Source organism: Inhella crocodyli (genome assembly GCF_004004565.1).
GTDB lineage: Bacteria > Pseudomonadota > Gammaproteobacteria > Burkholderiales > Burkholderiaceae_C > Inhella > Inhella crocodyli.
Genome location: NZ_SACM01000001.1, coordinates 1,077,872 through 1,097,989 on the forward strand (window position 1 = coordinate 1,077,872; position 20,118 = coordinate 1,097,989).

Below are 20,118 nucleotides of genomic sequence, written 5' to 3' on the forward strand. Positions count from 1 at the left end.
ACGTCCTGACAGACGTTGGCCCTTCGGAGCGCCGGAGCGCATGTCAACTTTCGACGGATGACGTCACAAGCGTACACCACGGGGGTTCGATGAATTCAACCCGTGGTGTGTGCAGCCGGCGCCTGACCAACAGCAAATCAGGAGCCCAGATGGACAACCATCAACCACGCCAGCGAAATCTTCCCGAAGTACTTCCCAGTGCACTGCAAGACGTTGTGCTGATCAACGCCCGGACCTGTGCGGCCATTGGCAACATGGGCATTTCCTGGTGGTTGGCACGTGTAGCAGCCGGCGAAGCCCCTAAGCCCGCCATCCAGCAGCCGCGCATGACCCGCTGGCGCTTGGCCGATGTGCGCGAGTACTGGGCCAAGCTGGCCACTGAAGGCAGAAGCTCCCGGGCGTCCCAATCGGTGCCGACCGCAAACAAGGGCACCCAATGACCAACAAGTCCCGACACGCCCTGGCCACATCAGCGGCGCAGGTTGCAGAGCCGTGGCCGCCATCTTGCGACGGCTCGGATGACATGCCAGTTGCCCCCAAGCTCGACCAGCCCAGCGGCTCCCAGGACCTGCCGACAGGTTGGCAGAAAGAACTGACCGTCCTGCTCGAACGGCACTCGTCACTGGGCGCAAATCCCGACCCTCACAGCATGCCCGAGGCCGAGCTACGAGGTCTCTACCAGTACCTCGCGCGTCACAACCGGGGAGGAGGCTGATGAATGGCAAACGGACGCCGAGGTCGCAGCAAGCGCGATCTCAGTCGGGAGCCCGGCGGCTTTGTTGCGATGCCCTGGCTCGTCATGGATTCCACGGCCTACCTGAACCTCAGCCACACCGCGCGCTCGCTGTTACTCGAACTCGCCCGCCAGCTCAGACCCGACAACAACGGGCAGCTCTTGGCCAGCAGAGCTCACCTGCTCAAGCGCGGGTGGCGCTCGGCGGACGTGATCGATCGGGCCAAGCGCGAACTCCTCAACTCGGAGCTGATCGTCGAAACCGTGAAAGGCCATCGCCCCAACAAAGCCAGCTGGTTCGCTGTCACCTGGCGCTTGCTGGATCACCACCCCAGCTACGACGCAGGGGTTCAGTCCACCTTTCGGCGCGGAGCCTACTCACAGATTCAAAACGCGGCGCTTAGTCCGTCAGACGGACCTAAGTCCATCTGAATTGGTCCGTCGGGCGGAACAGAGGCACATCACCCTGTTCTGCCTGACGGAGCAATGGAAGCACCTTTAGCCCGGTTGCTTGTTCCGCCTGCCGGACACCATCTAGAAATGCCATCTGCGTGGATCGATGTCTCCTCCGCCTACTGGTTAGGAAGACCCTAGATATCAGCCTCAGAGACGCGCAACCCGACTGCCCGTTCAAAAACAAATGAGGCCTGCTTCTGGAAAACAACGACATGCTCAACCGGCACAAGATGAGCTCGCTTGTTATGCCCTTCGGGCTGATTGACCAGCGTTGCTCTTGCATGAAAGACCAGAGGCCCGTCAGCCGCATGCTTGGCCGTCCTTCGCTGAACCAAATCAACCAAGTCCTTGAAGCCCGGGAACACCGGTTGGTCTGAGGGGCCAAGGTGTTGATAGTGAAGGAACTGGAGGTCGGACGTATCCAACTCATCAAACTCAACACAGGCAATCTGATCCGGCACGAGGCGTTCACACCACGAGTCAGATTGGTGCAGCTTGCCTAGTGGGTGAGCAAGGTTGTCAGGCACTCTCCATTGCCCCTCACCCTCAAAGGCAAAGCGCCATGTCGACTTCTTGTCAACACTCAGGTTAATGACTTCATCTAGGACCCAAACCCGCCCCGTGGATGGCTCCAAGACGTAGATCGGAGCCCCTGGACTCAAGAGGGAGTCAAGCCTGAGCTGAATAATCAAAGACCAAAGGGCTAAGGCCGCAACGATCAGCCAGGTCGCAAGGCCCGGTTTGCCCAACTTCAAAATTCGCCCCTCAAAACTGTTCCGACGGCACTTCCTTCGTGCGCATATTGCCGCCCTGCACTTGGTACAAGGTGACTCGAACGTTGCTAAAGCGAACGCCATCGGCCTCGTCGACCTCCTGCAAGTCGAACACCTGATCCGCCTCGTAGGTCTTGGTGCTGCCCATGTACCGATAGCGCATCACGTAACGGCCCGCTGCCAACCCCTGCAGCTTGAACTTCTCACCGTTCTTGACAAACACGCTGCGCACTGCGGAGCCGCCACCTTCTCGGTACAGCCTAACGAGTGCATCGCCTCCACCCCGGGAGTTGTCGATGGTGAAGGATGAGCGACCTCCAGTGGCCAGGCGTTTTGAGCCTGTAACGTAGCCCGTCTTCTCCTGCTGGTCAGGATCCGCAACCTGTGAACCATCCACAGCGTCAGCCGTTGGCCTGCCCATCAAGTCTGCGAGTAGGTCTGCGCCGTCTGCTCGCGAGCCCTGGTTGGCAGGGGCAGGGGCACTGTTGGCCTTGGCTTGAGGCTTCACTTGTTGGCGTGATGCCTCTTGACTTCTCAATTCGGCTGCCTGCGCAAAACCTACGATCAGAAATCCAAAATGGGTGCCTTGTGTGGAGTTGAATTCTTCGGCGAGTCCATGACCAATCTTGTCGATCGCATCCGGAAATGCCGCTTGACTGATAGCGACACCTAGCCTCACCCACTGCTCCTTTGTGAACGCTTCGGCGGGAGGAACATCGCTCCATAGGTTTCGCGCGAAGTCCTTGTCGCGCTTGAACCCTTCTAGAAAAACAGCGCGTAACCCATCAATCTCGGCTTTGTCCTGGGTCTCGGCAAGCGTCGCGACAGTTAAGGCCCTTACCAGCCTTTGCTGCCAATTCAAAAGACCAACCCCCTTGTTCAGCCAACTCAGACCGCGGTTTGCATCAGTGCCTCTGACAACCAACAGCAGACCGTAATAGCCTGCAGCTCTTGGAACGTCCACTTTGGCAGCTCTGCCAAGCCAACCTTCAACGCATTTCTGCTCGATCCCGTCGCCTGCCGAAACTGTTAGCTCGTCCCCTTGGTTGCCAATGCAGGCCAAGAGTCCCTCAAAGTAAATATCCTTCACCCCGGCAGTCCAGGATCGTTCAAGCGCCTGAGCCGCAAGCTGCGCGCTTTGCTTGCTAGTAAAAGGGCGATCACCCTTGCGCATCGCCTCAGACAGTTTCGACACGTGCCATGAAGAGATCGACTTGGCTGACAGGAGAGCCAATTTTTCGGCGGCTTCCTCGTCGGACAGCATTCCCAAGCCCTCCGCCATCATTTGGGCATGTAACCACTGCGCATCGGGATCGCCTATCAACAAGGCTGCGCGCAGCAACTCTGCTGCCCGTTGAAAGTGAGCAAGTGCGACGCTGGGATCCTTTTGCACCATGGCGCCACTTCGATGGGCGCGCCCTAGCTCGAGGTGGGCGGCTGCGCTGCCTTGCCGAATTGCAAGTCTGAGAGCTGCGGCGAAACCCTCTTTCATGACAAGGGTGCCGGACTTTGAGTCAGCCTTCAGTTCCCTCGAAATCTTGATGAGCCGCTCCTCACTGGACCAGTGCTTGCTCCAAGCATTGATCAGGTTTCGCCGGTCTTCCTCCAATGCTTCAATGGCCAGTTGAATTGCCTGTTCATCACGCCAAGGCTGCACAACGCGCTCATTGACGAGCCAGCCACCAACCATCAAGCCAACGGCCGCAAGCGTCAAAGCAACTCCGCGCCACCTGCGTCGAAGCCAAGACCGAAGGCGACTCAAAGACTCAGTTCGACCTTCGGGCAAATCAACAAACTCCACGGTTTGCGCTTGGCCACCCTTGCTTTCATCCATCCCCTCAACTCCCTCTTGAATCGTTGTTTGAGTCCAGCACCCCATGCCAAGGGGGCGCACAAGTATGGGCCGCCTCGGCTGGTGCCTAGACGCCCGGCTGATTCAACTCACTCCGATGACTCCCAAGCCACATCCAGCGCGTAGATCGCGTCTTCCTCGGTCTCGAACGGACCATCCATGGCCGTGACGCTGTAGCCACGATCCAGCAAAGAAAAGACCGTCGAGGTCGACGCCGCCTCCTCCATCCAACTTGCACGCTCGGTTGACTGCAAGGGAACGTCACTTCGTTCGATCCGCCAGAACTTGTCCGTGAACGACTCGGCGCTGAACCAGCGCCCTTCCAGTAGCGCCCTGTTGAGCCGTTTAAGACGAATCTCTACCCTCGCCCCGATCGGACAGCCACGGCGCTGGCGAACTTCCAAAGAGGCCGTGCGAGGGCAGTAAAACTCGCGCGACCTCGTCCCAGAGGCCTGCTGGTTTAGGGTAGTGACCAAGCGCTGAGCGACGTCTCGCACAGCGGAGCCTGGATCCTGGTTCGCAGGGCCTTGCGCCTCTTTCAGGAACCAGCCTCTGTCCGGGTCATGGTGGCACTCAGCAGTCGCCACCCGCTTCCACGATCCTGGCGTTCCCTCCCGGCTCCTGATGGATACCAACAAGCTCGTGCCGCTCAGCATGTCATCCAGTCGGCTGAAGATGCAGTGCCCCATGGCCTCACCCTCGTCGAACAAGGTGACAGCGTCGTGGATGGCCTCCAGACGAAAAGCTCCCCACTCCATGGGTTCGAAGGGACAGGGGATGCCTTGATTGGAAAGGTTCCAGCGCTCATGCTGGGCCTGATGCCATTGCATCGACCGTTGACGCAGCCAAGCCCAACCCGCCCGGCGCTGCAGTTTGCTCAGGCCAGGGTCGACCTGGCGCAGCCAGTCGGCCACCTGTGGAAACTCGTCGCGCACCAGCGCGGGCTCAGAAACTTCCGCCGCAGCCGCTGCTCGAACGGCATGCGCGAAGTCCCTTGGGACGGCCTCAAATTCCCTCAAGTGACTTGGATGCCGCCATGATGAATTGGCGAACTGAGCAAACACGCGCCGGAGAAGCATTGGTGAGGGCAGCGTTTCCAATTTGAGTGTTTCAAGGCAGAGCAGAAAGTCCACAACCTGCGGCCAAACCTTGCCCTCGTAGAACTCTTCAATCAGGCGCAGGTGCGCAGGCGTGAGTGTCAGCAGCTGGCGCCATGTGCTGGGTTTGATGGTCACCCTTCCGGTGTCCATGAGCTCCCGCCGCAGGCGGGTCAGCGGGTTGAGCTGTGGGGCAATCTTCTGGACGCGAAGAAGGGTGCCCAGCATCAACTCCGCGCCAGGAAAAGTGCCAGGATCTTGGTCAGCGCGATCAAACAATTGGCGATTGGCGACGCTCAGGTTGTAGAGGTCAATCGTGCAGGGTCTCGATCCGCGATCGAATCGGAGCATGCGTCGTGCTCGGGCCATGCTGGCGCGGTCAACTTGAAGCCCATCCTGGATGCGGCGGCCCAGGGTGCGCCACTCGGGCTGCTGGCGCAGCGCGCGGAGCATGGGGGCCACACAGCGGTAGACGTAGGCGTGGATGTACCCAGAGTTTGGTGTTCGGCCGGCCGCCCGTTCGGCCTGGTGGATCTCGAAGGCGCAAGCGGCGTAGAGATCGGCCTGCCAAGTGTGCCCGTTGGGCAAGTCTTCGAACTCAATCAGCGCCTCGGCCGGTGACTGGGGGGGCATCCACACCATCCCCTTGTAGGTCCGACGCCAGCGAGAGAAAGCGAGCCGCCCATCCGACGATTCTGAGAACCTCATGAGGCCGAGTGCGACGTGCGCGCGACCGCCGGGGGTTTCGACGGTATCCACCGGATGTTGCAAGGCGAATTGCAACCTTGCCCACACCGATTGCACCCATGCCGATCGGTGCATCGTTTGCCAGGACAAGGGCCACGCGGAGACGGGCAAGTTGGCGCAGCGCGCTGGCATGGGAGGGATGCCTTTGAGCGACGTGGCACTAGCATCAAGCCAGCTCGCTTCGAACTCAGGGCCAGATGCTTCTGCCCAGCGCACCTTGAGGTCCGAGGGACTTCGATGGGCGCTCATTCCTCGATGCCTCCATCGGCGGTGATTGAATCGCCTGGACGGCAAAACCTGCATGCGAGCCCGAGCTCCATGGCTGCCTGATTGGCCTCCTCTGGGCTGGTTTTGAGTTCTGCGGCCATGTAGCTGCTGCCTGGATGGTCTCATTCGACCGTGATCACTCCTAGAGCGTCCAAGTCCGACACGGGCATGTTGTCGAAGTACCGATAGGCAATCCTTTGACCGGTGGTGTGATCAGGAAAGTGCGCCCACTCTTCCGTGTCAGGACCTTCGTTCAGCCAGTTCTGCAAAGCCGAGACCAATGTGTCGCCCTCGCTGGTAGGCATGTACCGTACCCAGTCGCGCCAGCTGTCTCCATGGCCTTCGATCTGGTCGTGGGCCGCCTGAACGCGCTCGCGTTCCGCGGGAGTCAACTTGCGCTCGAGGGAACGCATTTCCTCCAAGAAGTACTCGGCAGCCTCAACGACTTGCTTTGCCGCCCAGTCAGAGATGGGTGTGTTGCTGTCCAGGATGCGAAGCAATGTGACGTTGTCGAGGTCCTCGGGGATTTGGATGTCCATGAGGTCCCCCCGGGTCTCGGGATCTTTATGCCCCCGCGGGGTCAAGGTATCGCCCTCGTCAACCTCGAACCAGTCGAAAGAGGAGGTCTCCCGATCTTCTGTGCCTGTCGCTTCGCCTTCGTCCTGGTCAGGGGCGAAACGATCAACCGCTTCTTGAAACCAAGCGGCAAGTTCAGTCAGTTCGCTGGGGGTCAGGTTGACTTGCAGCTTCGGGATGGCGACAGGATGGTTGGCCACCGGGATCCGGGTCGATAGGGTGAGGTTGATGCCCGCTCGGTTGGGGGTGAGCTCGGCCGTGAGCTCAAAAGCGGGTGATGCGACAACGGTGGTTTTCATGGTTTCTCCGGTGCCCGCCCGAGCGGAGAAGCAAGTCGAGCTGCAGGCGGGACATCGCAGCGCAACGCTTTAGCCAGTGAGGTGAGGCGCCCTGGCAAGTGGTCGGTAAATCCGGCGCCGTTAGTGGAGGAAAAAGTCTCTGCAGAGCCGTTGGGTTAGCTGCGGTGTGAAGCCGGCTTCGTGGTGCTGCTAGAGCAATGAATCGCTCATCCCGCGATCTGCGGGACGGAATTCAACTTGGATGACTCGGCCGGAACTGGTTCGTAAATGGATCTGTTCATGCACCTCTGTGCAGCTACGAACCAGTCCATCCCGGTCTCCTCGACGAGCTTGTCAGCTTCGAGGCAGATGGCTTCGATCCACTCCCTTTCCTCTGCTTCGGTCATAGGACCTCCTCCGACTTAGTGACTACAAACAAACTTGTGATTGCTCAGTACCTGCTCACCATCCCAGCGGTAGGCGACCAAAGGACCTTCCTTAGCAGCTGACCAGTCCAGGCAGGCAACCTTGTGGTCCTGAATGACGGGCGTGCCTTGCATCCAGTAGTGACCGATGAAGACCGGGATGTCAGTGATGGTGCGGGCTTCGTAGCTGTCAGTCATTGCCTTCATGGGGTGTTCTGGGAGTTGCAAGCGTTGTTCCTCATCCAGGATGGCGACGTCCCTCAGGCTGACGTCGTCGCCCATCCACCAGCGGGTGCGAACCTCAAATCGCTCTACCCCAGAGTGGTCCCGGAACGAAACGCCCTCGGGCAGTCGGACTTCCAGACCTTTACAGATCCCTTCGACGGCCCTCCATTCAGGGCTGTGTTTGGTGAAGGCAGCGTGCAAGAAGTCGTCATTGATCGACTGGCCTCCCAGGTGTTGAGCGCCCACTTGGTCGATGTAGGGGGCATGCCACCAAGCGTGGACAGCACGAATGGCGCCGAGGTCCAGGAAAAGAGGCAGGGTGCGGAACCAGTCGATGATCTCCTTGTGCTTGGCGCTTCCCTCACCCACCTGAGCCAGAAACTCGGCGTGCTGGGCCTTCTTGCTTGCCGAGTGGTTGCGTAGGAAGCCTGGGCCATCACGTCGAGGCGTGACATACCCAATGGCGTTGAGTTCATGGTTGCCCATGACGGCGTGAGCTTGCCCGCCCTCGACCATTCGGCGAACCGTGTCGACAACTTTCATTTGCTCGGGACCGCGATCGATGAGATCTCCCACGAACACAGCTTTGCGACCGGCCGGGGCCTTCCAGCCCTCAGCGGTGCGGACGTAGCCCAGCTTCTTCAGCAGGGCTTCGAGCTTGGCGGCGTGCCCGTGGATATCGCCGATCAGGTCGTAGGAGAGTCTCATTTCGTGATCTCTTTGTTAGTTGCATTTCGCAACGAACGGAGTGTGGCACACTTCGTTGTGCTTTGCAACTATCAAGTTCGCCATGACCCAGTACCAGGACGCGCGCCCCAAACACCCAATGCCGTTCACCCGCCTTGAAGTGTGCGTTTTGGGCTTGAACGACCAAGGGCTCCACGTCTTGCTCGGCAAGCGTGAGGCCCAGCCGTACCAAGGTCACTGGGCTTTACCAGGTGGCGTGCTCAGGATTGATCTCGATGAGGACTTAGAGGGTGGTGCGAGACGCGTGATGCACGAGCGCTTAGCCCTGGAGCTCCCTTTCATGCGGCAGCTAGTCGCAGTGGGAGGGAAGCACCGGGACCACGACCGATCGCCGTGGGCGTTGAGCGTGGTTTATCGCGCGTTGGTGTGGCAAACAGCTGTCCAACCATTGGCGGGTAAGCGCCTCAGTGATTTGGCTTGGCGCGGAGTTGAGGACGCCGTGACTGACACCAAGCTGGCCTTTGATCACCGGGAGCTGGTCGCCCTGGCGGTCGAACGGACGCGGCAAGAAGTTGCCGACTTGGAACTACCAGTTGGCTTCCTGCCAAGGGCATTCACCCTCGGAGAGCTGCAGTCCATCTGTGAGCGGATCCTGGGTCGCGCTCTGGACAAATCCAGCTTCCGGCGCAAGCTGAGCGATCGTGGTTTGGTCCACCCCATCGAGGGCGAAAAGAGGGGTGGCGCGAATCGGCCAGCACAGCTGTTTGAGCTGAGCAGATGACTGCACAAGATCACCGAGGACCCGAACGACTCGGTGCCAAATGACCAGTCTCGAAAGCAACGCCGCATGTGCAGCCCACCATCCCGCACTGAAGAAAACTCGGGCCATGGACAACTCTCAGCAAACTCGGCCACCGAGGCTCATCCAGCCAGCAGCTCAACGGCCGCATCAGAGCCTGAGCATCTTCCGGCGCGTCTCCTGATGGGAGAACGAGCAACCGGCGTTCCGGCTAATCCGCCACGCGGATGCCTAACTTGGATCTTGGACATCCAAGCCCATGAGGCAGGGCTAGATCCGGACACCTGGTTTGAAGGCACTCGCCCTTCACCTGAAACGACCGGCGACCAATCGAACGCCATCGTCGACGAGCGCCCGTCAGACGACAAAGGCTAACGGCTTGCGCCACAGCAGTTGCTCTGTCACGGCCGGGGAACAATGGACTTGCCTTGTGATTCGCCGCAGATCGCCCGGCTTCGCGACAGAGCAGTAACAGCTAGCTTGTATGTGCGACGAAGTTGCTGACCTGTGACCTGGCGCTTTGCTGCTCGTTGCGATGACCCTTTGCGACCCATGGCAGCCGCAAGTCTGCGCAAGCCTCAACAGCCGGTTTGCAGCGATAGCGGTCTTCCGCTGCAGGTCGCCAGGTTCACGGTCAGGGACAAGAAGGCGTCATCGGCTTGCCTAGCCTCGCAGGACCAACGATGTGCGCTGCCGGGGTTGAGGCAGACGGCCAAACGTTATGGCCGCTTATCGACTCCATTAGCGGGCTTGGAGGCCCGCAGCGGGGCCAAGATCGCACGCCCAGGGCCGTGGCCTGAGCGAAGACTGCGCCGCCGGAACGCGGGTCAGATCCTGTCGGCCACCACGCGGAACTCCGCGTTCACCGCGCGCGCCAGCGACTCCACGCCGAACAGCAGCGTCCTTAGCTGGCTGGCGCCCACTGTGTCAGCACTACCGACCCGCTTGACGAAGTCGCTCTTGCGGACATGGGGCTGGACGATGATGACCTCACAGTCATAGTTCGTGCCCAGCTTGCCTAGAGCCGCTTCGAAGGCCTTGGCATCCGGCAAGGGTGCCAAGTTCACCGCCCACGGCTGGTCCCAGATGCGCTTGGAGCCGTTCTTCTTCAGGCGTTCCCTGATGCGATCCAGCAGCAGCTGCGCGTCGAGAGCGCGCAAGTTCTTGATGGCCTGGGCTGCGACCAGCTCGTAGGGGCCGGGGGCTGCCTGGCGCGCACCTGAATCGCTATCGGCGCCTTTGGCGTGGACCAACGTCAACCGTTTGGGCTTCGATTCCACGTCCAGATGGACAAAGTCGGCAACCTCGCTGGCGCCATCGTCACAGTACAGCCAGACCCCTTTTGGCGATGGCTTCTTCAGCCCCAACAAGGTCAGCCCCTCCTTGAAGATCCACTTGAAGAGGCTCTCATCGGTATCCGTCATCATGTCCAGGAGCGGCACCGCACCCGAGACCTTCTTGCCGTTTTTCAGCGTCACAGGAGCCGGCGGCTTCTCCTGCGTCACGTTGTACTTGTTGAAGTTCCCGTAAACAAACCCTTTGAACGGCGACTCCTGCCGGCGAACCAGCGCCAGCGTGCCGCCCGTGATCGTATGGCCGCTGTCGTAGTAGGCACGAAGCAGGGCCGAGGACTCTGAGATCGCACTCGCCCACTCGTTGAAGGGCGCTGCAGGCATGGTCGCGACGAGATATTGAATCCTGCCGTCCACTAGGTAGGGCTCCACCTCGACGACGGCCGTCTTAGACGATTTGATCTCCGTGACAAGCACGGCGAAGGCGCAGGCAGGCTGGCCTGCCGATGCGCCCAGCGCGTTCAGCTCCACTCGGAACTGGTCAGCAAGTGCCTTTGCCTTGGCTCGTCCACTTGCGCCGTCCAACGTCTCATGGTCGGCCTGCGACACGGCATAGCAGCCATTCACGTTGGCAAGATCATCGACCCAGCTTGCGAGCGCACCGTGGACCTGAAGCTCCGATCCGGGTTTGGCCTGGATGGCCAAGTCCACCAAGGTCAAGAGGTTCACGGTGCGCGCTTCAAAAGTCTGAAGGTTGCTATTCGGTCCCGTCCACACCGACGAGTTGCGCAGGCTGACACCGCCCTTGGTCGACCTCACGGCTCCTGCAAGGAAGCTGGCGTCGTTCATCGGGTCTATGGCGTCGACCAGGTCCGAGCCGGAGATGATCTTGGACGTCGGCTTGATGCCCGTGTCCCGATGGACGCCGGTCAGCCAGAGCGTTTTCAACTTTTCGCCCTCGACCAAGGCCTTCACCAGGACCGCCTGCGATACCGGTTTCCAGTTGGCGAAATAGTCGAACTGCAGGTGCTGCAGCAACGCGGCTCGGTGGTCAGCATCCGTCGTCGTCAGCAGCAGCAGGCCACCCTTCGTCACGGTCACCATCAATAGATGGTGCAGCCGGTCTTTGGCAGCGCCCATCGGCAGCCAAGTCACCGGGCGATCTTCCTCGTAGATGCACGCCGCGCTGCGCAAGCCCGGCCGAATTCCCCAGGGGGCGATGAAATCCGTCTTGGTGATACTGCCCGCAACCTTTGCGCTATGGGTCACTCTGCTCGGCAACTCGACGACGTCGTTGATGACGATCATGGCCGCGCCCATGACGGCGTCGATCTCCTCGTCGATCTTCGAGATGGTACCCGTGTGCATGGCCAGGACATGGCTGCTGTACGGCGATAGGTCGTGCTGCGAGTAAGCCAAATGGATCTCCGCGGATGTGCGGTCCCTCTGGTGGCGACAGGCCGCCCGTTGCGGCGATCAACGCCTGATGAGGGCTTTCTCAAAACATGGTACGCCAGCGCCCCAGCTAAGTTCGAGCCAGCGCGGATTGGGCCGCTTCACAAGCGTTCCCACGGAATGTGCCTGCCCCAGGAGACCCAAGCCGATGCGTTTCACGCTCTCAAGATGTGAGACTGGGCGTCCGCAAATCGCAGGGATGCAGCCGTTCGGCCGTAGTGAGTGGAGGACTGCTCCCAGCCTGGCTCGGTCATTCGCCCCTTCTGGCCGAGCACCCGCTCTTGGGCAATTTCAGCCCGTAGGGACAGCCGCGCTGACCAACACCAGCCGCAAGCGGTCGATCCACAGCTTGGAGCGCGCATCTTTGCGCTACTTGGAGCTAAGCCAGTCGCAACAACAAGCGACTGCCAGTCGTAGAACTGTGGCGCAAGTCGTAATCACTTTGGTGACCTACGACCAACGAGCCACTGGCCCATGCCTGCAGGCAAACCTTGGGTTGCTTCAGGGAAATTGAGGGGTCCATCGCCGGAAGCACATAGACCGATGCAGCTTCAAGTCGCCGCCTGCTAGGGGTGACGTTGCATCGACCGGAAACTGCCTTGCTGCAAACGGTGACCGAACGGTGACCAGCAGCTCAGAAGGACGAAGGGCCTGGAGTCTTGCGACTCCAGGCCCTTGCCTTTTTCTCTATGGTCGGGGTGGCGGGATTCGAACTCGCGACCCCTTGCACCCCATGCAAGTGCGCTACCAGGCTGCGCTACACCCCGACGAAGCCTCGCAGTATAGCCTAATCCGCGAGGGTTTCTTTCAAACGCTCCAACTCGAAACGCAATTCAGCCCAACCGATCGGCCCCTCGGTCTCGGCCGGTGAGGGCTGCAAGGTCACGGGCGACGCGAAGGCATCGGCCAGTTGGTTGCGGGCGCCGCTGATGGTGAAGCCCTGGTCGTACAGCAGGTCGCGAATGCGCCGGATGAGCAGCACCTCGTGGTGCTGGTAGTAGCGGCGGTTGCCGCGGCGCTTTTGCGGGCGCAGTTGGGTGAACTCCTGCTCCCAATAGCGCAAGACGTAGGGCTTGACGCCGCACAACTCGCTCACCTCGCCGATGGTGAAGTACCGGCGGGCGGGAATGGCGGGGAGCGACGTCTTGTCCATGGGGTGCAAGCGGCCGAGTTGGGGGCGACAGGGGCGGGGATGCTAGCGCCAGGCCGCTCAGTCGCCCTGCACCTGGTCCTTGAGCTTCTGGCTGGCGTGGAAGGTCACCACTTGGCGGGCCTCGATGGGGATCAACTCGCCCGTGCGCGGATTGCGGCCCGGCCGGGCCGCCTTGCGGCGCAGGCCGAAGTTGCCAAAGCCGCTGAACTTGACCTCGCGACCGCGCGTGAGGCTTTCGCCCATCAGGTCGAAGAAGGCTTCGACCATGTCCTTGGCCTCGCGCTTGTTCAGCCCGAGCTTGTCGAACAGCATCTCCGACAACTCGGCCTTGGTCAGCGTCGGGGTCTCGATCGAAGCGATCAGGTTCGAGGGCTTGAGCGAATCGGTCATGGCTTGGGGTCCTTCGATCAACCGCGGCGGCGGGCGCCCACGCGGGTTTGCAGGCTGGCGGTGACGGCGGCCATGGCCTGTTCGATGCGTTCGTCGGTCAGCGTGGCGCTCTCGTCTTGCAGCTCGATGCGCAGCGCCAAGCTGCGTTCGCCCGCGGCCAGGTCGGCCGTGGGTTGGGCGGGCTTGAAGACGTCGAACAAGCGGGCGCTTTGCACGATGGGGTCGTTGGCGGCGGCCACGGCGGCCATCAGCGCGTCGTGGGTCACGCCCTCGCCCACCACCACGGCCAGGTCGCGCAGCGCGGCCGGGTGGCGCGGCAAGGTCTTGGCGGCGGGCACGGGGCGCTGCAGCAGCGCGTCCAAGTCCAGCTCGAACAGCACCGGGGCCTGGGGCAGCTCGTAGCCCTGGCGCCAGCGCGGGTGCAACTCACCGACCCAGCCGATGGGCTGGCCGTCCAGCTCCACGCGGGCGCTGCGGCCCGGGTGCAGCGCCGGGTGCTCGGCCGCCACGAAGGTGGCGCGGCGCGGGGCCAGCAGGGCCTCCACGTCGCCCTTCACGTCGAAGAAATCGACCTGGCGGTCCTTGCCACCCCACTGCAAACCGTCCAGCGGGCCGTAGGCCAAGCCGGCCACACGGCGGGGCTGGCGCAGACCGGCCACTTCCAAGGCGCCGTCGGTCGCGCTGGCGTCGCGCAGGAACACGCGGCCGGTTTCGAACAAGCGCACACGCGGCGCGCGGTGGGCCAGGTTGTGGCGCAGCACGGCGATCAAGCTGCCCAGCAGCGACGAGCGCATGACCGACAGCGGCGCGGCGATGGGGTTGAGCACGCGCACCGGGTCGGTGTTGCCCGCCAGCTCGCGCTCCCAGCGCTCTTCGACGAAGCTGAAGTTGATGGTCTCTTGGTAGTCCAGGTCCACCAGCTGGCGGCGCAGCAGGCTCAAGGGGCGCACGCGCTCCGGCAGCACGCGCGGCACCACCGGGCCCAAGGGCGCGGCGTCGTCCAAGCGGTGCAGGCCCAGCACGCGGATGACCTCTTCGATCAGGTCTTCCTCAATCTGGATGTCGTGGCGCCAGCTCGGCGGCGTGACGGTCAGCGTGCCCTCGCCCTCGGTGAAGGCAAAGCCCAGGCGCTGCATCACCTGCACGCACTCGGCCTGGGTGACCGGGATGCCCAAGATCTTGGCGGCACGGGCCACGCGCAGGGTCACCGGCTTGGCCTCGGGCAGGCGCAGGGTTTGGTCGTCCAACGGGCCGGCTTGGCCACCGCAAATCTCGAGCACCAGCGCGGTGATGCGCTCGATGTGCTCGGCGATGCTGGCGGGGTCGACGCCGCGCTCGAAGCGGTGGGCGGCATCGGTGCTGAAGTTGTAGCGGCGGGCACGGCCTTGGATGGCCTCGGGCCACCAGAAGGCAGCCTCGATGTAGACGTTGCGGGTGTCGTCGCCCACGGCGGTGCTGTCACCGCCCATGATGCCGGCCAAGGATTCGACCTGCTGCGCGTCGGCGATGACGCCCACCTTCTCGTCCAGCGTGACGGTGTTGCCGTTGAGCAGCTTGAGCGTCTCGCCCGCGCGACCCCAGCGCACTTGCAGCCCGCCGTGCACCTTGTCGAGGTCGAACATGTGCGAGGGGCGGCCCAGCTCGAACATCACGTAATTGGAGATGTCGACCAGGGCCGACACCGAGCGCTGCCCGCAGCGGGCCAAGCGCTCGACCATCCAGGCCGGCGTGGCGGCCTTCGGGTTGACGCCGCGCACGATGCGACCGGCGAATCGGCCGCACAGCTCGGGCGCGTCGACCTTCACGGGCAGCTGGTCGGCGATGGCAGGGGCCACGGGCGACATGGCGGGCAGGGTCAGCGGTGCGCCGGTCAGGGCCGACACCTCGCGGGCCACGCCCATCACCGACAGCGCGTGGCCCAGGTTGGGCGTGAGCTTGAGGGTGAACAGCTGGTCGTCCAATGCCAGGTGCTCGCGGATGTTTTGGCCGTTGGTTGCGTCAGCAGCCAACTCCAGCAGGCCACCATGGTCGGTGCTCAGGCCAAGCTCGCGGGCCGAGCACAGCATGCCGAAGCTCTCGACGCCGCGCAGCTTGCCCACCTTGATCTTGAAGGCCTTGCCGTCTTCACCAGGCGGCAGCTCGGCCCCGACGGTGGCCAGCGGCACCTTGATGCCCACGCGGGCGTTGGGCGCACCGCAAACGATCTGGAGCAGTTCGGCGCCGCCGGCGTTGACCTTGCACACGCGCAGGCGGTCGGCATCGGGGTGCTGGGCGGCCTCGACGATCTCGGCCACGACCACGCCGCTGAACGGCGGGGCCACGGGTTGGCGCTCCTCGACCTCGAAGCCCGACAGGGTCAGCAGGTCGGCCAGTTGTTCGCTGCTCAGCGCGGGGTTGCAGAAGCTGCGCAGCCAGGATTCAGGGAATTGCATCTCGGAACTCGATCAACGGAACTGGGCGAGGAAGCGCAGGTCGCCCTCGAAGAACTGGCGCAGGTCGTTCACGCCATAGCGCAGCATGGTCAAGCGGTCAGGGCCCATGCCGAAGGCGAAGCCCACGTGCTTTTCAGGGTCCAAGCCGTAGTTGCGCACCACGTTGGGGTGCACCTGGCCCGAACCGGCCACCTCGAGCCAGCGGCCCTTGAGCGGACCTTCGCTGAAGGCGATGTCGATCTCGGCCGAGGGCTCGGTGAAGGGGAAGTAGCTGGGGCGGAAGCGCAGCTGCAGCGCGTCGGTCTCGAAGAAGCGGCGGCAGAAGTCGGTGAACACCGCCTTGAGGTCGCGGAACGAAACGTTCTCGCCAATCCACAGGCCTTCGCACTGGTGGAACATGGGCGAGTGGGTGGCGTCGCTGTCCACGCGGTAGGTGCGGCCCGGCGCGATGACGCGGATCTCGGGCATGTGCGCCTCGCCCGCGTGCTTGGCGGCGTGGGCGCGGGCGTACCTCACCTGCATCGGGCTGGTGTGCGGGCGCAGGTTCAGCCAGGCGCCGTGGGCGTCTTTCAGGTCGACGTAGAAGGTGTCCTGCATCGAACGCGCCGGGTGGTTCTCCGGGTTGTTCAAGGCGGTGAAGCTCATCCAGTCGGTTTCGATCTCGGGACCGTCGGCCACATCAAAGCCCATCGAGCCAAAGATGGCCTCGATGCGTTCGATGGTGCGCGTGACGGGGTGCAAGCCGCCTTGCCCACGCGCGCGGCCCGGCAGGGTCACGTCCAGGGCCTCGGCCTTGAGCTGTGCGTTGAGCTCGGCCTCGGCCAGCTCGGCGCGGCGGCCGGTGAGCAAGGCTTCCACCTGCTGCTTGGCTTGGTTGATCTCGGCGCCGCGGGTCTTCTTCTCGTCGACGCTCAAGGCGGCCAGGCCCTTCATCAGCTCGGTCAGGCGGCCGCTCTTGCCCAGGAAACGCGCCTTCGCGTCTTCCAACTGGGCGGGCGTGGCGGCCTGGGCAAACGCGCCGCGGGCCTCTTCGATCAGGTCAAGCAATGCAGACATGGGAAGCAGAAAAAAGGAAGGCCGAGCACCGGCGGTGTTCGGCCTTCGGAAAGGGCTCGCCTGGTGCGAACCAGGCGGCTCATCGGCCCCCGAAGGGGCCCTGGTCGATTTACGCCAGCGCGGCCTTCACCTTCGCAAAGATGGAGGCAAAGCCGGCGGGGTCGTGCACCGCCAGATCGGCCAGGACCTTGCGGTCGATGTCGATCTGGGCCTTCTTCAGGCCGGCCACGAACTTGCTGTAGGACAGGCCGAGACCGCGCGAGGCGGCGTTGATACGGGCGATCCAGAGCTGACGGAAGACGCGCTTCTTGGCACGGCGGTCGCGGTAGGCGTATTGACCCGCCTTCATCACCGCCTGTTTGGCGATGCGGAAGACGTTCTTACGACGACCACGGAAGCCCTTGGCCAGGGCCAAGACCTTCTTGTGACGGGCACGAGCGGTGACACCACGTTTGACGCGAGGCATGTGTTTTCTCCTTCAGTTCTTGAGATTACAGACCAGCGCTGGGCAGCATCGCAGCGATGTGGCCCATGTTGGTCTCATGCACGTTCGCGGCGCCACGGAGTTGGCGCTTGTTCTTCGTGGTCTTCTTCGTCAGGATGTGGCGCTTGAACGCGTGACCGCGTTTGACGGTGCCACCCGGACGCACGCGAAAACGCTTTTTCGCGCTGCTCTTGGTCTTCATCTTGGGCATGACTGCTCCTTAGGAATATGCCGATCTGGGCGGCAGGGGTCACCCCCTGCACTTGATGGCCTGACCGGCTTGTAGCGACCGAGACGCCGACCAAAGCGTCCCGACCGAATCTTGCAAATTACTTCTTCTTGGGCGCCAAGATCATGATCATCTGGCGACCTTCCAACTTTGGCATGTGCTCGACCACGGCGATGTCGGACAACTCGTCGCGGATCTTTTCCAGCAAGCGCAGGCCGATGTCTTGGTGCGTGATTTCACGGCCGCGGTAGCGCAGCGTGACCTTGCCCTTGTCACCGTCTTCGCCGATGAAGCGGCGCAGGTTGCGCATCTTCACGTTGTAGTCGGCGTCGTCGGTGCCCGGGCGGAACTTCACTTCCTTGACGTCGATGACCTTTTGCTTGGCCTTCGCCTCCGCCGCCTTCTTCTGTTCTTGGTACTTGAACTTGCCGTAGTCCATCAGCCGGCACACAGGCGGGCTGGCGGTGGCGGCAATCTCGACCAAGTCCACGTCGGCCTCACCCGCCAGTCGCAGCGCTTCCATGATCGACACGATGCCCAAGGGCTCGTTGTCCACCCCGTTGAGGCGAACCTCGGGGGCCATGATTTCGCGGTTCAGACGGTGCTTGCGCTCCACGTTGGGCGTGCGGCGGTCCATGAAGGAGGTAGCGATGGTGGAAATCCTTGTTCAAACGGGGTCGAACCCCAAAAACGCAATGCGCGCCGGCGGTGGGTCAGACCTTGGCGGCGATGTCGGCGGTGACTTTGGCTAGGAAGTCGACCGTGGACATCACGCCGAGGTCTTGGTTGCCACGGGCGCGCACTGCAACGTGCTGATTGGCCTTCTCTTTCTCGCCCACGACGAGGATGAAAGGCGTCTTCTGCAGGGAATGCTCCCGAATTTTATAGGTGATCTTGTCGGAGCGGCAATCGGCCACCGCCCTAACTCCTTGTTTTTGCAGCATTTTCGCGACTTCCTCCGCGTAGGCCTGCTGGCCCTCGCTGATGGATGCGACCACCACCTGGGTCGGCGCCAGCCAAACCGGCAGGGCGCCGGCGTGCTGCTCGATCAAGATGCCGATGAAGCGCTCCAGGCTGCCGACGATGGCGCGGTGCAGCATCACGGGCGGTTTGCGGCTGCTGTCTTCGTCCACGTACTCGGCGCCCAGGCGCTCGGCCATGGAGAAGTCGACCTGCATCGTGCCGCACTGCCATTCACGGCCCAGCGCGTCTTTCAGCGTGTACTCGATCTTGGGGCCGTAGAAGGCGCCGTCGCCCGGGGCGATCACGAACTCGCAGCCGCTGGCGCGCAAGGACTCCATCAGCGCGTGCTCGGCCTTGTCCCAAATGGCGTCGCTGCCGATGCGGGCCTCGGGCCGCGTGGCGACCTTGTAGAGGATGTCGGTGAAGCCGAAGTCTTGGTAGACCTTCTGCAGCAACGTCGTGTACGCAATGCACTCCGGCAGGATTTGGTCTTCGGTGCAGAAGATGTGGCCGTCGTCTTGCGTGAAGGCGCGCACGCGCATGATCCCGTGCAGGCCGCCCGTGGGCTCGTTGCGGTGGCACTGGCCGAACTCGCCGTAGCGCAGCGGCAGGTCGCGGTAACTCTTGATGCCCTGCTTGAAGATCAGGATGTGGCCCGGGCAGTTCATCGGCTTGAGGGCGTACTCTCGCTTCTCGCTCTCCGTCGTGAACATGTTGTCGCGGTACTTGTCCCAGTGGCCGGTCTTCTCCCACAGGCCGCGATCGACGATCTGCGGGCCCTTGACCTCTTGGTAGCCGTTCTCGCGGTAGACGCGGCGCATGTACTGCTCCACCTCTTGCCACACCGTCCAACCCTTGGGGTGCCAGAACACCGTGCCGGGGCTGTGCTCGTCCAGGTGGAACAGGTCCAGCTCTTTGCCCAGGCGGCGGTGGTCGCGCTTCTCGGCCTCTTCCAAGCGCGTGAGGTAGGCCTGCAGGTCGTCCTTGCTGGCCCAGGCCGTGCCGTAGACCCGCTGCAGCATTTCGTTGCGGTGGTCGCCGCGCCAGTAGGCGCCGGCCACCTTCATCAGCTTGAAGTGCTTGAGCTTGCCCGTGCTGGGCACGTGGGGGCCGCGGCACAGGTCTTCGAAGGCGCCTTCGCGGTACAGGCTCACGTCCTCACCCGCGGGGATGCTGCCGATGATCTCGGCCTTGTAGGCCTCGCCCATGGCCGTGAAGTGGGCAATGGCCTCGTCGCGCGGCAGCACGCGGCGCTCGACCTTTTCGTCCTTCTTGGCCAGTTCGGTCATCTTGGCTTCGATGGCCGTCAGGTCCTCGGGCGTGAAGGGGCGCTTGTAAGCGAAGTCGTAATAGAACCCGTTCTCGATGACGGGGCCGATCGTGACCTGGGCGTCGGGGAACAGCTCTTTGACGGCGTAGGCCAGCAGGTGGGCCGTGCTGTGGCGGATCAGTTCCAAGCCGTCGGCGTCCTTCTCAGTGACGATGGCCAGTTGGGCATCGGCGTCGATGACATGGCTCAGGTCGACCAGTTTGCCGTTGACCTTGCCGCCCAACGCGGCCTTGGCCAGACCGGCCCCAATGGAAGCGGCCACTTGGCCCACGCTGACAGGGCCGTCGAACGGGCGCTTGGAGCCGTCGGGCAATTGAATGGAAATCATGGATTCAGCTCCTGGAAACGACAACGCGGCCTCTGAGGGCCGCGTTTGGAAGGGAGAACAGGCGAAAAACTTACGCGCAGCACCACGCGGC

General features: G+C 62.6%; 19 protein-coding genes and 1 tRNA gene. 4 read left to right on the top strand and 16 right to left on the bottom strand.

What is annotated here, in order from left to right; translation table 11 throughout:
* Positions 1 to 149 precede the first annotated feature (149 nt).
* The 3 genes from EOD73_RS04970 to EOD73_RS04980 are packed head-to-tail and all read left to right on the top strand — an operon-like array spanning position 150 to position 1,165.
* Positions 150 to 440: a hypothetical protein gene (locus EOD73_RS04970; protein WP_127681418.1), complete on the top strand. Its 291-nt coding sequence runs from the start codon at positions 150 to 152 to the stop codon at positions 438 to 440.
* Positions 437 to 715, top strand: a complete 279-nt coding sequence (locus EOD73_RS04975) for a hypothetical protein (protein ID WP_127681420.1) — start codon at positions 437 to 439, stop codon at positions 713 to 715. Before EOD73_RS04970 ends, EOD73_RS04975 begins: the two co-directional genes overlap by 4 nt.
* A gap of 3 nt (positions 716 to 718) precedes the next feature.
* Entirely contained in the window at positions 719 to 1,165 is a 447-nt protein-coding gene (locus tag EOD73_RS04980; protein WP_127681422.1) for a hypothetical protein, read from the top strand.
* Between the two features lie 158 nt (positions 1,166 to 1,323).
* Here EOD73_RS04980 and EOD73_RS04985 read toward each other — a convergent pair whose 3' ends face one another.
* The 6 genes from EOD73_RS04985 to EOD73_RS05010 all read right to left on the bottom strand — a co-directional run bounded on the left by EOD73_RS04985 (position 1,324) and on the right by EOD73_RS05010 (position 8,137).
* A complete protein-coding gene (locus tag EOD73_RS04985; RefSeq protein WP_127681424.1) occupies positions 1,324 to 1,944 on the bottom strand; it encodes a hypothetical protein in 621 nt (206 codons plus the stop codon).
* Positions 1,945 to 1,954: 10 nt separating this feature from the next.
* A complete protein-coding gene (locus tag EOD73_RS04990) occupies positions 1,955 to 3,796 on the bottom strand; it encodes an SEL1-like repeat protein (RefSeq protein WP_127681426.1) in 1,842 nt (613 codons plus the stop codon).
* Positions 3,797 to 3,903: 107 nt separating this feature from the next.
* Positions 3,904 to 5,715 carry a hypothetical protein gene (locus tag EOD73_RS04995; protein ID WP_127681428.1) on the bottom strand — a complete coding sequence of 604 codons (1,812 nt, stop codon included), beginning with the start codon at positions 5,713 to 5,715 and terminating at the stop codon, positions 3,904 to 3,906.
* Between the two features lie 332 nt (positions 5,716 to 6,047).
* Positions 6,048 to 6,800, bottom strand: a complete 753-nt coding sequence (locus EOD73_RS05000; protein WP_127681430.1) for a hypothetical protein — start codon at positions 6,798 to 6,800, stop codon at positions 6,048 to 6,050.
* A 206-nt stretch (positions 6,801 to 7,006) separates the two neighbouring features.
* Complete coding sequence (locus tag EOD73_RS05005; RefSeq protein WP_127681432.1) at positions 7,007 to 7,186, bottom strand: hypothetical protein; 180 nt, start codon at positions 7,184 to 7,186, stop codon at positions 7,007 to 7,009.
* Between the two features lie 15 nt (positions 7,187 to 7,201).
* A complete protein-coding gene (locus EOD73_RS05010; protein WP_127681434.1) occupies positions 7,202 to 8,137 on the bottom strand; it encodes a metallophosphoesterase in 936 nt (311 codons plus the stop codon).
* Between the two features lie 82 nt (positions 8,138 to 8,219).
* Here EOD73_RS05010 and EOD73_RS05015 point away from each other — a divergent pair, with 82 nt between their 5' ends.
* Entirely contained in the window at positions 8,220 to 8,897 is a 678-nt protein-coding gene (locus tag EOD73_RS05015; protein WP_127681436.1) for an NUDIX domain-containing protein, read from the top strand.
* An 845-nt stretch (positions 8,898 to 9,742) separates the two neighbouring features.
* Here the strand turns inward: EOD73_RS05015 and EOD73_RS05020 are convergent.
* From EOD73_RS05020 to thrS, 10 genes are all read right to left on the bottom strand, one after another.
* Positions 9,743 to 11,575, bottom strand: a complete 1,833-nt coding sequence (locus tag EOD73_RS05020; protein ID WP_127681438.1) for a hypothetical protein — start codon at positions 11,573 to 11,575, stop codon at positions 9,743 to 9,745.
* 777 nt (positions 11,576 to 12,352) lie between these two features.
* A tRNA-Pro gene (locus EOD73_RS05025) sits at positions 12,353 to 12,429 on the bottom strand.
* A gap of 20 nt (positions 12,430 to 12,449) precedes the next feature.
* Complete coding sequence (locus EOD73_RS05030; RefSeq protein WP_127681440.1) at positions 12,450 to 12,815, bottom strand: MerR family transcriptional regulator; 366 nt, start codon at positions 12,813 to 12,815, stop codon at positions 12,450 to 12,452.
* Positions 12,816 to 12,872: 57 nt separating this feature from the next.
* Positions 12,873 to 13,205, bottom strand: coding sequence for an integration host factor subunit alpha (locus EOD73_RS05035; protein ID WP_127681442.1), 333 nt, complete (start codon positions 13,203 to 13,205; stop codon positions 12,873 to 12,875).
* A 17-nt stretch (positions 13,206 to 13,222) separates the two neighbouring features.
* Positions 13,223 to 15,637 carry a phenylalanine--tRNA ligase subunit beta gene (gene pheT, locus EOD73_RS05040; RefSeq protein WP_127681444.1) on the bottom strand — a complete coding sequence of 805 codons (2,415 nt, stop codon included), beginning with the start codon at positions 15,635 to 15,637 and terminating at the stop codon, positions 13,223 to 13,225.
* Between the two features lie 12 nt (positions 15,638 to 15,649).
* Positions 15,650 to 16,693: a phenylalanine--tRNA ligase subunit alpha gene (gene pheS / locus EOD73_RS05045; RefSeq protein WP_127681446.1), complete on the bottom strand. Its 1,044-nt coding sequence runs from the start codon at positions 16,691 to 16,693 to the stop codon at positions 15,650 to 15,652.
* A 109-nt stretch (positions 16,694 to 16,802) separates the two neighbouring features.
* A complete protein-coding gene (gene rplT / locus EOD73_RS05050; protein ID WP_127681448.1) occupies positions 16,803 to 17,159 on the bottom strand; it encodes a 50S ribosomal protein L20 in 357 nt (118 codons plus the stop codon).
* 25 nt (positions 17,160 to 17,184) lie between these two features.
* Complete coding sequence (gene rpmI, locus EOD73_RS05055) at positions 17,185 to 17,388, bottom strand: 50S ribosomal protein L35 (protein ID WP_127681450.1); 204 nt, start codon at positions 17,386 to 17,388, stop codon at positions 17,185 to 17,187.
* A gap of 118 nt (positions 17,389 to 17,506) precedes the next feature.
* Positions 17,507 to 18,043 (bottom strand): translation initiation factor IF-3, encoded by a 537-nt coding sequence (gene infC, locus EOD73_RS05060; protein ID WP_127681452.1) that lies wholly within the window; start codon positions 18,041 to 18,043, stop codon positions 17,507 to 17,509.
* Positions 18,044 to 18,119: 76 nt separating this feature from the next.
* Entirely contained in the window at positions 18,120 to 20,027 is a 1,908-nt protein-coding gene (thrS, locus tag EOD73_RS05065; RefSeq protein WP_127681454.1) for a threonine--tRNA ligase, read from the bottom strand.
* Positions 20,028 to 20,118 lie beyond the last annotated feature (91 nt).

Coding starts and splice junctions, on each gene's coding strand:
- EOD73_RS05035 (WP_127681442.1), bottom strand. CDS start 13,205: ATGACCGATTCGCTCAAGCCCTCGAACCTGATCGCTTCGATCGAGACC.
- EOD73_RS04975 (WP_127681420.1), top strand. CDS start 437: ATGACCAACAAGTCCCGACACGCCCTGGCCACATCAGCGGCGCAGGTT.
- EOD73_RS05000 (WP_127681430.1), bottom strand. CDS start 6,800: ATGAAAACCACCGTTGTCGCATCACCCGCTTTTGAGCTCACGGCCGAG.
- EOD73_RS05030 (WP_127681440.1), bottom strand. CDS start 12,815: ATGGACAAGACGTCGCTCCCCGCCATTCCCGCCCGCCGGTACTTCACC.
- rplT (WP_127681448.1), bottom strand. CDS start 17,159: ATGCCTCGCGTCAAACGTGGTGTCACCGCTCGTGCCCGTCACAAGAAG.
- EOD73_RS05005 (WP_127681432.1), bottom strand. CDS start 7,186: ATGACCGAAGCAGAGGAAAGGGAGTGGATCGAAGCCATCTGCCTCGAA.
- EOD73_RS04990 (WP_127681426.1), bottom strand. CDS start 3,796: ATGGATGAAAGCAAGGGTGGCCAAGCGCAAACCGTGGAGTTTGTTGAT.
- EOD73_RS05020 (WP_127681438.1), bottom strand. CDS start 11,575: ATGCACACGGGTACCATCTCGAAGATCGACGAGGAGATCGACGCCGTC.
- EOD73_RS05015 (WP_127681436.1), top strand. CDS start 8,220: ATGACCCAGTACCAGGACGCGCGCCCCAAACACCCAATGCCGTTCACC.
- pheS (WP_127681446.1), bottom strand. CDS start 16,693: ATGTCTGCATTGCTTGACCTGATCGAAGAGGCCCGCGGCGCGTTTGCC.
- EOD73_RS04970 (WP_127681418.1), top strand. CDS start 150: ATGGACAACCATCAACCACGCCAGCGAAATCTTCCCGAAGTACTTCCC.
- EOD73_RS04980 (WP_127681422.1), top strand. CDS start 719: ATGGCAAACGGACGCCGAGGTCGCAGCAAGCGCGATCTCAGTCGGGAG.
- pheT (WP_127681444.1), bottom strand. CDS start 15,637: ATGCAATTCCCTGAATCCTGGCTGCGCAGCTTCTGCAACCCCGCGCTG.
- thrS (WP_127681454.1), bottom strand. CDS start 20,027: ATGATTTCCATTCAATTGCCCGACGGCTCCAAGCGCCCGTTCGACGGC.
- EOD73_RS05010 (WP_127681434.1), bottom strand. CDS start 8,137: ATGAGACTCTCCTACGACCTGATCGGCGATATCCACGGGCACGCCGCC.
- rpmI (WP_127681450.1), bottom strand. CDS start 17,388: ATGCCCAAGATGAAGACCAAGAGCAGCGCGAAAAAGCGTTTTCGCGTG.
- infC (WP_127681452.1), bottom strand. CDS start 18,043: ATGGACCGCCGCACGCCCAACGTGGAGCGCAAGCACCGTCTGAACCGC.